The sequence below is a fragment of the Occallatibacter sp. genome (assembly GCF_049802275.1).
Lineage (GTDB): Bacteria > Acidobacteriota > Terriglobia > Terriglobales > Acidobacteriaceae > Telmatobacter.
Genome location: NZ_JBARMD010000182.1, coordinates 1 through 10,715, shown reverse-complemented (window position 1 = coordinate 10,715; position 10,715 = coordinate 1). Strand labels below are relative to the sequence as shown.

General features: G+C 57.4%; 11 protein-coding genes and 1 tRNA gene. 8 read left to right on the top strand and 4 right to left on the bottom strand.

The genetic code is table 11. From position 1 onward, the window contains the following. The 4 genes from WA354_RS06120 to WA354_RS06105 form a co-directional block, all read left to right on the top strand. Positions 1-771 (top strand): hypothetical protein (locus tag WA354_RS06120; protein WP_472812124.1); only part of this gene is annotated, 771 nt, incomplete at its 5' end. Between the two features lie 167 nt (positions 772-938). Continuing rightward, a complete protein-coding gene (locus WA354_RS06115) occupies positions 939-2,525 on the top strand; it encodes a hypothetical protein (RefSeq protein ID WP_472812123.1) in 1,587 nt (528 codons plus the stop codon). A gap of 128 nt (positions 2,526-2,653) precedes the next feature. Next, the gene (locus WA354_RS06110; protein WP_472812122.1) at positions 2,654-4,060 is read left to right on the top strand and encodes a HAMP domain-containing sensor histidine kinase; all 1,407 of its coding nucleotides are present in this window, start codon (positions 2,654-2,656) and stop codon (positions 4,058-4,060) included. Beyond that, positions 4,060-5,181 (top strand): universal stress protein, encoded by a 1,122-nt coding sequence (locus tag WA354_RS06105; RefSeq protein ID WP_472812121.1) that lies wholly within the window; start codon positions 4,060-4,062, stop codon positions 5,179-5,181. Before WA354_RS06110 ends, WA354_RS06105 begins: the two co-directional genes overlap by 1 nt. 31 nt (positions 5,182-5,212) lie before the next feature. Here WA354_RS06105 and WA354_RS06100 read toward each other — a convergent pair whose 3' ends face one another. Genes WA354_RS06100 through WA354_RS06085 form a run of 4 tightly spaced genes read right to left on the bottom strand, consistent with a single transcriptional unit; the run spans position 5,213 to position 6,604 of the window. Beyond that, positions 5,213-5,683, bottom strand: coding sequence for an SHOCT-like domain-containing protein (locus WA354_RS06100; RefSeq protein ID WP_472812120.1), 471 nt, complete (start codon positions 5,681-5,683; stop codon positions 5,213-5,215). Further along, positions 5,680-5,952 (bottom strand): hypothetical protein, encoded by a 273-nt coding sequence (locus tag WA354_RS06095; protein ID WP_472812119.1) that lies wholly within the window; start codon positions 5,950-5,952, stop codon positions 5,680-5,682. The genes WA354_RS06100 and WA354_RS06095 overlap by 4 nt, the downstream gene beginning before the upstream one ends. Before the next feature lie 8 nt (positions 5,953-5,960). Further along, a complete protein-coding gene (locus WA354_RS06090) occupies positions 5,961-6,221 on the bottom strand; it encodes a hypothetical protein (protein ID WP_472812118.1) in 261 nt (86 codons plus the stop codon). After that, the gene (locus WA354_RS06085) at positions 6,218-6,604 is read right to left on the bottom strand and encodes a DUF2089 domain-containing protein (RefSeq protein WP_472812117.1); all 387 of its coding nucleotides are present in this window, start codon (positions 6,602-6,604) and stop codon (positions 6,218-6,220) included. Before WA354_RS06085 ends, WA354_RS06090 begins: the two co-directional genes overlap by 4 nt. 530 nt (positions 6,605-7,134) lie before the next feature. Here WA354_RS06085 and WA354_RS06080 point away from each other — a divergent pair. The 4 genes from WA354_RS06080 to WA354_RS06065 all read left to right on the top strand — a co-directional run bounded on the left by WA354_RS06080 (position 7,135) and on the right by WA354_RS06065 (position 10,309). Then, entirely contained in the window at positions 7,135-7,665 is a 531-nt protein-coding gene (locus WA354_RS06080; RefSeq protein WP_472812116.1) for a hypothetical protein, read from the top strand. Beyond that, positions 7,662-9,245, top strand: a complete 1,584-nt coding sequence (locus tag WA354_RS06075) for a pilus assembly protein TadG-related protein (RefSeq protein WP_472812115.1) — start codon at positions 7,662-7,664, stop codon at positions 9,243-9,245. The genes WA354_RS06080 and WA354_RS06075 overlap by 4 nt, the downstream gene beginning before the upstream one ends. A gap of 298 nt (positions 9,246-9,543) precedes the next feature. Next, positions 9,544-9,619, top strand: a tRNA-Lys gene (locus WA354_RS06070). Positions 9,620-10,045: 426 nt separating this feature from the next. After that, positions 10,046-10,309, top strand: a complete 264-nt coding sequence (locus WA354_RS06065) for a response regulator (RefSeq protein ID WP_472812114.1) — start codon at positions 10,046-10,048, stop codon at positions 10,307-10,309. Positions 10,310-10,715 lie beyond the last annotated feature (406 nt).

Genomic DNA, 10,715 nt, shown 5'->3' with positions numbered 1-10,715 from the left:
TACTTTCTTTACAGCTGGACATGGTATGAGTGGCTGGGAGCCCTGGGTCCGCTATTTCTTTTCTGGCTGCTTTGGCGGGTCGCGCTGAGGCGGGGCGAGACAATGCTGGCACGCTTCGCCCTCGCCGTCTTCTCCTATGGCGTCTTTCATCAAGCCGTGGCGATGATCGTGCTGAAGTCTCCAGCGCTGGTACGGCTGACGCCTCTGCAACCGATGCGCTTTCTTCACCTCATTTATTTCTTCCTGACGCTGGTAGGCGGGTGTCTGCTGGGCAAGTATCTGCTGAAAAACAGCACTTGGCGCTGGGCGATTTTTCTGGTCGCAATCAACGCGGGGATGTTCGCGTCGCAGCGCGCTCTTTTCAGCGGCAGCGCTCACCTGGAACTGCCCGGGATGCAATCGAGTAATCCGTGGCTGCAGTCGTTCGCATGGATCCGCATGAACACCCCGACCAACGCCTACTTTGCGATGGACCCCAACTACCTCGCTGCGGCGGGAGAGGACTACCACAGCTTTCGCGCGCTGGCCGAGCGCAGCCAACTCGCCGACATGGTTAAGGACACGGCAGTCGTGACACAGGTTCCCGAACTCGGCCCCGCATGGCAACTACAGGTGGACGCTACGGCCGGATGGCAAAACTTCAAAATCGCCGATTTCGAACGGCTGAAAAGAGACCTCGGAGTTAACTGGGTGATCGTGGCATATCCGCAGCCTGCGGGGTTGGCCTGCAAATGGCATAACCAGAGCCTTACTGTGTGCGAAATCCCCTAGGATTGGCTCACAACAGACGCCTCTGGCCGTCGTAATATAGAGGAACGTCTCGTTGGTGTCCGCATAGCAGGAATCGCTGGTGACAGTTAGCCGGACCGCCGCGTTATAGTCTTTTTACCCCACGGCTCGATGTGATTGCGCTCGCTCCCATCACTTGGCCAGCAACGTTGTTCGCTCAGCAATTATTTTCGAAAGAGGTCGATCTGGATCAGGGGGCAGCAGAAGTAACGAGCAAATCTTCGGGCGGACGCCTGCCGGCGATTCGCATTGCAGGATTGACAGCGGCGGCGCTGCTGATACACGGATATCATTTTGGGGTCGAAGACGGCGAAATCTACGTCCCGGCTGCACGAAAACTGCTGCACCCCAATCTCTATCCCTATGCGGCGGAGTTCTTTCTCTCCCACGGCCGACTCTCAATTTTTGGGTCCCTGCTGGCATGGACGGCGCGACTCACTCACATGTCAATGGACTGGACGCTCTTCGCCTGGTACATCGTGAGCCTGTTTGCAACGCTTGCTTCGTGCTGGCTTTTCGTCACAGCCTGCTTCACCTCACCGCGCGCACACTGGACCGCGATGCTGGTGGTGACCGCGGTCCTCACCATGCCGGCAACGAACACTGGATTGCTGCTGATCGATCCTTATCTAACGGCTCGTTCGTTCTCCACCCCGTTGACGCTTTTCGCACTTGCGAGCGCACTGGATCGCCGCTTCGCGCGGGTTGCGGCTGCGATGCTTGTGACAGCCCTGATCCATCCGCAGATGGTGGTCTATCTTGTGTTCCTGATCGGGATGATGTGGGTAGCGAACCGGCGCAAGCAAGCCGTGGCGGAGCCTGTTGAGGTAATGGCGTCGGGCATAAGCGTTCTGCCGTCTGAATTTCATTTCGCCCACGCAACTGGTCCTTATCGCGAGGCCCTCTACTCGCGCGACTACTTTTTTCTCTACAACTGGACCTGGTACCACTGGCTGGGTATGCTGGCGCCGCTGGCGATTCTCGCCTGGTTCTGGCGAGGTAACCTGCGCGGCACACGTCGGGGATTCGAGCTGATCAGTTTTGCGCTTATTCCGTTCGGCCTCCTCTCGATCGCCGCCGCCACAGTACTTTGCGCGACGCCCGACTTTGAAATGTTCGTTCGCCTCCAGCCGCTGCGCTCTTTCCATCTCATCACTTTTATCTTCGTCCTGCTTTTTGCCGGGGTAGCAGGAGAGTATCTGGCCAAATCGCGCAAGTGGGTGCCAGTGGCCCTTTTCGTTCCGCTTGCCGCGGGCATGTTCCTGGTGGCACGACAGACCTACCCCAACAGCATTCAGATCGAATTGCCTGCGAAGACAAGCAGCAATCCCTGGGTCAACACACTTCTCTGGATCCGACACAATACGCCCGAGGACGCGGTATTCGCCGTTGATTCGCACTACTTCAAGGAAAGCCCCAGTGACGTGCACGGTTTCAGGGCAATCTCTGCGCGATCGGCCCTTGCGGACTACTACAAGGACAGCGGCGTGGTTTCGCTCTTCCCCGCTTTGGCGGAGGAATGGAAACAGATGAGTGACGCGACATACGGGCTGAATCACTTTTCCGTCGCGCAGTTCCGCAGCCTTCAACAGGAGTTTCCCGAGGTCACCTGGACAGTGATTCACGGCCTTGCTCCAGCCGGGATGAATTGTCCCTACCAGGAGCGCGGGTACAGCGTCTGCCGAATGCCCCTTCCGGGCGACGCATATCTAAATCTGGAAAACCTTCGCAATTGAAGACACCACAATTTCCCAATCTTCCGAATCTCCCCCGAAATCAACAGCAAAACCCGCGAATGTTTTGCGCCTTGAGGGTCAGTGCGACAAAATGAAAGTGTGGTTTTCTCCGGCACGGAGCCTGGAAGATGCTGAACCTAACGCAGCGATTGATTCTCGGCTGTGTCGTGACCGCAGCCCTGGCCGTATGCCTGGTGGCCGCCACCCATCGTGCATTGGCAGCGGCCGGAGAAATGCGTCTGGCCATCGCTCTGCTGGTCTCCCTCATCCTTGTTGAAGTAGCCACCGTCATGCTGGTCATGCATCCCATCCGCATAGTGGCCAACGATGCCCGCAAAATAGCAAGTGGCAACCTCGAGCATCGGGTAGAGTGGGCCGGGCGCGACAGTCTCGGTGTGATTGCGGCCGAACTAAATCGCGTCGCGGTGCGCCTGCGCGAACTTCGGGAGAGCGAGGCAGGGCGCCGGCAGATGGAGTTCCAGCTCTCCGATGCCGTGCTGCAATCCATCTTCGAACCGATCATTGTTACCGACGCGAAAGGCCACATCCTCAAGCTCAACCAGGCTGCCGCCGACGTGCTTGGTGAAGCCGCGAATGACCGCCTGGCGCTCACCAATACACCTGGCGGCGACAAGATTCTGAGCGCGATCCGCGATGCTATCTCAATGCAGAAACCGATCGCAGCCGAGGGAGAGGCGGCCATGCTGCCCATGCGGATCGGCAAGCAGTCTCGCAGTTATCGCCTGCGCACCATGCCCATGCGCGATTCCGAGGGGCGCCTGCTGGGTACGGTGACGACGCTGGAAGATGTAACCACGCTGCAGGACACGGATCGCTTCAAGACACAGTTCATTTCAGTAGCCAGCAAGAAACTTCGCGATCCGCTTCTGCAGCTCCGGCGCGGCCTTTACGCACTTCAACGGGGATTCGGGGGAGAGTTGCTGCCGCTGCAAACGGACCTGGTGGTAGAGGCAAGCAACGAAGCCGAGAAATTGAGCGACCTGATGTCTGACCTGATTGAAGTGGTCGAACTCGACACCGGCAAGCGCGAGCTGAAACTCGAGCGTCTGCGGCCTCTTCCTCTGCTGGATGAAGCGCGCAACCGCTACGTCGATGAAGCGGCAGCCAAACAAGTGCGCATCGAGGTAAATGCATTCGCGGATCTGTCGTTCGTGATGGCTGATCGCCGCGCGGTTCGCTCCATTCTCGACAACCTGGTTGCAAACGCCCTGCGCTACACTCATGCCGACGGCGAGATTCTGCTGGCAGCCGAGGAGATCAAGAATTACGTGCAGTTCATGGTGCGCGACAGCGGGCGCGGCATTGAAGCCGAGCGCCTCAGCACCATCTTCGATCGCTTCAATCCGTTTTCCGAAAGCGGCACCGGTATGGGTCTTGCGCTGGTGCGGCGTCTCGTCGAGTCACTCGGCGGCCAGATCGCTGTTGAGAGCCGGCTCGGACACGGCACGACCTTCCGCTTTACGTTGCCGGTGGCCGTGGCTGAAGCGATTCCGCACCCGGTCGAGGTGGGTTGATGGCTGAGATCGAATTCGAACGCCAGCAAGAACCGGCCCGCCTGCGCATCTACCTCGGCGCAGCACCCGGCGTGGGAAAGACCTACCACATGCTCAACGATGCCCTGCTCAAGCGCAAACAGGGTGTTGACGTGGTGATCGGTCTGGTGGAGACACACGGCCGCCAGGATACGGCTGACCAGATCCGCGATCTCGAAATCGTACCGCTTCGCGTGATTCCCTATCGCGGCGTCGATCTGAAAGAAATGGACGTCGACGCGATTCTTGCGCGGCATCCGCAGATCGTTGTGGTGGACGAACTGGCGCATACCAATGTCCCCGGCAGCAAGAATCGCAAGCGCTACGAAGATGTGTTCGAACTGCTGGACGCGGGCATCGACGTGTGGACCGCGGTCAACATCCAGCACCTTGAAACTCTGAACGATGCGGTCAATCGCTCAGCAAATACCGTTATTCGCGAAACCGTTCCGGACAGCTTCTTCAAGCGCGCCGATGAAGTGATCAACGTCGATCTCACAGTAGAGGAACTGCGGTCACGCCTGCGCGAAGGCAAAATCTACGCCCCGGAAAAGGTGGAGCAGTCGCTGGCCAACTTCTTCCGCAAGGGAAACCTGAACCTTCTGCGCGAACTCGCGCTCCGCGCGACAGCTGAGCAGGTGAGCAAGCGCGCTTCCGACTATCGGCGCACCCAGGGCCTCGAACAGGCGCCGATCCCGGACAAGGTGATGGTGTGCCTCAGCACGCGACCGGGAACCGAAAGGCTGATCCGCGTGGGTGCGCGCGTCGCAGGCCGCCTCGCAACCAACTGGTACGCCGTCTACGTAAACCGGCCCGATGAAGACAAGGGCCACGGCGACCCCGAGGCTTTTCAGCGAATCGAGGAGTATCGCCGCATGGCCAAGGACCTTGGCGCACAGGTTGTCACCCTGAATGAAAAGAATGTCGCCGACGCGCTGATCCGGTTTGCGCAACAGGAAAGCATCTCGCACGTCATCTTCGGGCAACCCGTGCGCTCGCGCCTCGACATCCTTCTACGCGGCTCCGTACTCAATCGCTTTCTCGCCGAAGTGCGTGATGTGACCGTGCAGGTAGTGCCGATGCAGAAGCCGCTTCGTCGCTGATCCCCAGACGGTCTTGACCCAAGGCGCGGGCCTACTCGCTGAACACCCGCACGCGGGTCTTGTTGCCGTCCTTGCCATCGACGTCGACGGTCAAATCTTCGAGATGATCGATCAGTTCCTCAAGATTCTCAGGCTTGATCTGCGACAGCGTTAACGGCACACCATGTCTGCTGAAGGCCTCGTCGAGCTGGTTGTGGGCCTGCTGCGGAATCAGGGCCGCAAGCCGCACGCCTGCGCGCAGCAACTGAAGCGGTACGCGGACATTCACGGTGGTCGGTCCCTTCAAGCCGGTCATTTCTTCATCGGCTTCTACCAGCACACGCAGGTATTTCGCATGCGTTTTCGTGGTCGCGGACTGTGAACCATTTCCCGCGGAACTCGACACGCTGCCAACAGGGCGTGCTGTGTCGGGATCGAGTGCGGCAAGCAGCCGCTCGGCTTCGTCAGCGGTAATTTTTCCGGCAGCAAGCATCTCCAGAATCTGTCGTCTGTTCTCGTTCATAGCAATCCTCCCAGGAGATCCGTGATAGGCGAGATCGCGTGTTCCGCGCCCGCGGCCAGCGCGGGAATCTGCGCGCTGAACATATGCATGAGGATCGGAAGAACCTCACGCAGGTGAATTTGCGCCAGCAAGGCAAATGCCAGGCTCAGCGCGAGAATCCATGCTGTCTCGCGACTGTCGTTCCAGGCAGCCAGCAGGCGTTCCGCCTCGACGGCCGTGATGCGCCCTGAGGCAACGAGCGAAAGAATGGCGCGGCGATCGGTGTTCATAGCAACCTCTACAGAATGCGAACAAGGACGTGATTGCCCTCGGTTGTAACCCGTACGTCCGTTCCCGGCAGACTACTCACGAGCGCCCAGAACGTAGCGATCGACCGCAAGAACGGGACACGCGCCAGCAGGCACGCGATCAGCAGCGCCAGCAGAACGAAGGGCGCCAGCAGAACCGCTGGAATCCACAACAAAAACAGCGGCAGCCAAAGCCGGAAATTCGGTCCGTGCGGGTAATTCACATGGACGATGGCAATGTTTGGAGTCACTTGATGGCCTCCAATTCGCTGATTGCCTCGGTAGCGGTAATTTCGCCGTTCTTCAGCCGCTCCAGAATGTCGGAGCGGGACGGCGAAGGATTCGTATCGATAAACTGCAGCAGTCCCGAAATGCGATTCAAACGCGCCTTGATCGTGGGGTAGCTGACCCCAAAGATCTGCTCCATCTCCTTGATCGAGCCGTGAGAGCGTAGAAAGGCCGTCACAAAAACCTGGTCCTCAAGGCTCAGGCGGGCCAGTTCCGGCAGCGTGAAAGAGCCCTCTACGGCAATTCCCTTCTCAGGGATCCTCACTCGCTCAATCACCACCGGAGCCCCCTGCGCCATGCGCAGCAGGTCCTGCCAATCGGAAGCGGTTTTTGGTTCCGTTGCCATGAGCGAAAGACCTCATCTCTTCGTACAAAGAGAGAATAATCTATATTTTTCATTTGTACAACAGTTTTTATTTATTTTATTAATATTAGTACAGACTTTTAGATGAAAAGACCAATCCACCCCTCCATCCCAGCCCGATCAGTCTCATTCCAGGGCGCCAACCGTTCCCCGCCTTATAGGTAACTATGTAGTTAACCTATTGTGATGCAAAGCACAATCTGAATCGAGCCAATCCCCGCACCGTATGCCGTTATTGTGTCTGTCGGTAAATGGATCATTTACATCCATTTATAAGCATTACCTTCGTGTGCCACTGCCACACGTATTGGTGATTCACAATTAGTAACCAATGCATTACATTCATTTTCAGTTGAATCGTGCAGATTTATGCGTTGACCGTTCTCCGCTGAGCAGACGGCGACGGACCATAGAAGGTCAGAAGTCCTTCTCTGGTCGAATTTGCGGATGAGGTAGCCCTGCGGTTCTGGGGCTTCCGAAGAGCATCGACGTTCGAATGTACGGAGATTCATATGAGGTTTCATCGTGGTAAGCAATCCATAACCGCCCGGGTTCGTTCCTGGTCTGGTTTTCGCGAAGAAGGCCAGGCCCTCGTAGAGCTCGCGCTGGTTTCATCTGTGCTCCTCCTGGCGGTTACCGGCATTATGGTCTTTGGCATCTTCGAAATGCAGATCATGGCCCTGACTGAGGGCGTGAGCAGCGCCGGGCGAGTCCTCGCAGTCAGTGGCGGAATAACCTTGGATCCGTGCGCTGCGGCGGTCAGCGCGGTGCAAAATGCTGCGCCGCTTCTTAGCCCGGGCAGCCTGTCATATCAGATCGTGATGAATCCAACTCCGAGCCAGGGCAGCACAACCAACCATTCGTACACCCAAACGAGTTGCTCGAGTACCAGCACCACCACCGGACCGCCAAGTTATCTGTATTCCGGTGGGACCGTTTCGGTGACCGCAACCTATTCCAAGTGCAGTCTCAACTTCTTCGGTGGCAAACTTCTGCCGGGCGGCTGTCAAATTTCTCAAACCATTACGGAGGTCGTTCAATGAACCGGGAAGGCAAGTTTTCGCTACGGCAGGCAATCCACAATGAATGTGGACAGACCCTGATATGGACGGCTCTTCTGTTCGGACTGCTCCTGGGTATAGGTGGATTGGTTGTGGACGTCGGCCATGCCTTCATCTGCTATCGCGAACTCCAGGCGTCAACCGATGCCGCCGCCCTGGCCGCAGCCTCGCAATTGCCCATCACGACCAGCAATGCATCCAGCAACTCAGTGATATCGACAGGCACGCTCTACAGCGCAAAATCGGGAAACAAAAATGCGTATCCAAGCTTGAACTCGCCGATGGCCCTCACCGGCGCCTCGATTAGCGTCGTTCCCGGTTGCGTCAGCATGACTGGCATGGCGCAGTGCGTCGGTTCCTTGTTGGCCAACGCTGTTCAAGTTACACAGACGGTCACCATTCCGACGTATTTCATCAGGGCCCTGTCTGTCTTCGGCCTCAAATCTGCCAAGTCCCTTACACTCACAGCCACCGCGACTGCGCAAATGAGAGGCGCGCAGCGTGGACCCTACAACGTAGCAATCATCCTCGATACAACCTCATCAATGCAGAGTCCAGATGGGGGCAGTAACTGCAAGGGCACGAAAATTCAATGCGCCGAGCAAGGAGCTCAGATACTGCTCTCCGAGTTCTCGCCCTGCCTGCCTGGCGCCGCCTGTGGCACGGTTACCAGCGGCAACGTGGCCCATCCGGTCGATGAAGTCTCCCTCTTTACGTTTCCCGCGCAGACAGCTACCACTCAGGTGACCAATGACGAAGTGTGCAGTTCGAAAACACCGAGCGTGATCCCCTATCCCGATAGCACCACCTATGCCACAGTGGCTGGTACAAATCCCACAATGCCACCCATTGGTACCGGCATTACTACCGCAAATTTGGCCACCCTGGTGTCCGAGTACCAGGTTGTGCCCCTGTCGAGCGATTACCGAACCTCTGATACCACCTCGGACCCTGGCAACCCCCTGACGGTGAGTACGAAAAGCCCCTCGCTCGTAAATGCGGTTGCCGGAAACAGCTATTTTACAGGTAACACCAGCAGTTGTACCGGGATGCAGGCAAAGGGCACCGAGGCCACGTTCTATGCCGGCGCGATGTTCGTGGCACAGGAGTATCTCACCGCCAATGCAAGGACGAACGCGGAGAACGTAATGATCCTCCTCGGGGATGGCGACGCGAACGGCGGCACCATGTCTTCGTCAAAACTGTCCGGCAACGGAACCTACCCGGACGACACGGATCAATGTCAACAGGCGATCGATGTTGCGGCGGCGGCCAAGGCCGCGGGCACCAAGATTTACACAGTCGGATACGGTGTCGCGAACGGTGGATGCGAACACAAATACCGCACTGCCGTTACTGCGTGCCAAACACTGCGGAGCATCGCCGGCGGCGACCAGAAATTCTTTGTTGACACGTCCAGCTATGCTTGCCCCGGCGCTACATCCGTCACCATGAACGGGAAAACCAACAGCCTGAGCGCAATCTTTACAGCGATTGTGGGAGACCTGTCGCTACCGCGATTGCTTCCCAACAACACCGCATTCACAGCCATGCCCCAATAGGCGTCCGAACGGGGCTAACGCCGGTTTGTTGCATCTACAGACAGTTCAGCTTTGCACTACGGCTGGGAGGAGTCACTCTCGGCCGTCTCCCTTTGCGGCGCGACTTTTTCCGTCGCCGGAACAACGCCTGTGTCGTGTGGAATGCCAGCGCAAGATCGAACGATCTGGTAAAGTTGAAGAACGGCCGTATCAGGTCAAAGTCTGTATCCGCAGACGTTTTCCTGATCCGGAACAGGATGCAATGTCCTGAGAATGCAGGCGAAACAAGCGCTTCATTCAAGAAAACCAATTACCGTGAGAGCCCGTAGCTCAGTTGGTAGAGCAACGCCCTTTTAAGGCGTGGGTCCTGGGTTCGAGTCCCAGCGGGCTCACCATTCTAAACAAAGAAGTTACTGAAATCATCCTTGAGCCTAGGAACACTGGTTGTGATACGAAAGTGATACGGCTCTTATCCTCTACGCGCTGAGGTTGACGCGAAATCTCGTCTGCGCTGCGCTGGCTCGCATCAAAGCGCAACGAGAGTTTAAGAGCATTTTGAAAGATCGTCGCGATTATTTCCCTCTAATTGCACGCCCTTGCATGGAATCGAACAGAATTGGAATCCCGGGATTTGGGTCGCAAGGGCCACGCCGCCGGCTACAGCTGGTATTACGCACTTCTCTTTCTTCAATTCCGTTATGACAACACCCTTGTCACGTGACAAGCCCCAGGGAGCCATAGGCCCTCAATCAGCGGACTTTAGAAGTGATGGTGGCGAAGATACCCCGTTTCGTACCCCTGAATGTTTCTGGATGAGTTGAGTGAACAGAGAGGACACAAGGGAGTTTGTCGCTGCCCTCTCCGTCCTCCCCCGGCGCCGTCTACCGACGCTGAATGTTCTCGAGGCTGCACGACGGATTCGCGGACTTGTGCCGGAAACGAAGATCATCTTTCCGACCCTGCACACCTCTCCCCAATTGATTGCAGAAGCGCTGAAGCTGGGTGCACCGGGTTACGTCTTTAAGAGCGAAGCCGTAAGCGACCTGCTCCCGGCGATCAACGCCGTGCTGTCAGGCCGGCGTTAGGTCAGTACGCGGAGACCCGAACGCGCAAGGGCCGGTGTGCACCTATGGCCAGCCGCACCTGAGACCGTGAACCTTCCATCCTTGTCGGTCGTGGCCCGCGCGTGCCTGCATCAAGGCCACGGAGGATTGTGCTATCGGCGTACCTCCACCAAGAACCTGCCCCTTGATTTCCGTGGCGGAAGCTTGCGCGGTCAGAGAAACACAGTTGCCAGAGGCGGCGAAGAGGAAATCCTTCTGAAGAGTCGCTCTCGATCTCATATCGTTCCCAAAATCCTTCAAGGGTTGGTTGTTCTTTACGGCTTGCACAACGCCAGGCTCCCGGATGGAATCACTGGCCTTGTGAACTCCGCTTTGATTTAGGAAAAGATTACGAGAGTCGGCAATGGTTACAGGCACAACCAAACTC

Bases quoted from the DNA above. Each gene is read 5' to 3' on its own strand.
- WA354_RS06110 (WP_472812122.1), top strand. From the start codon at position 2,654: ATGCTGAACCTAACGCAGCGATTGATTCTCGGCTGTGTCGTGACCGCA.
- WA354_RS06105 (WP_472812121.1), top strand. From the start codon at position 4,060: ATGGCTGAGATCGAATTCGAACGCCAGCAAGAACCGGCCCGCCTGCGC.
- WA354_RS06100 (WP_472812120.1), bottom strand. From the start codon at position 5,683: ATGAACGAGAACAGACGACAGATTCTGGAGATGCTTGCTGCCGGAAAA.
- WA354_RS06095 (WP_472812119.1), bottom strand. From the start codon at position 5,952: ATGAACACCGATCGCCGCGCCATTCTTTCGCTCGTTGCCTCAGGGCGC.
- WA354_RS06085 (WP_472812117.1), bottom strand. From the start codon at position 6,604: ATGGCAACGGAACCAAAAACCGCTTCCGATTGGCAGGACCTGCTGCGC.
- WA354_RS06080 (WP_472812116.1), top strand. From the start codon at position 7,135: ATGAGGTTTCATCGTGGTAAGCAATCCATAACCGCCCGGGTTCGTTCC.
- WA354_RS06075 (WP_472812115.1), top strand. From the start codon at position 7,662: ATGAACCGGGAAGGCAAGTTTTCGCTACGGCAGGCAATCCACAATGAA.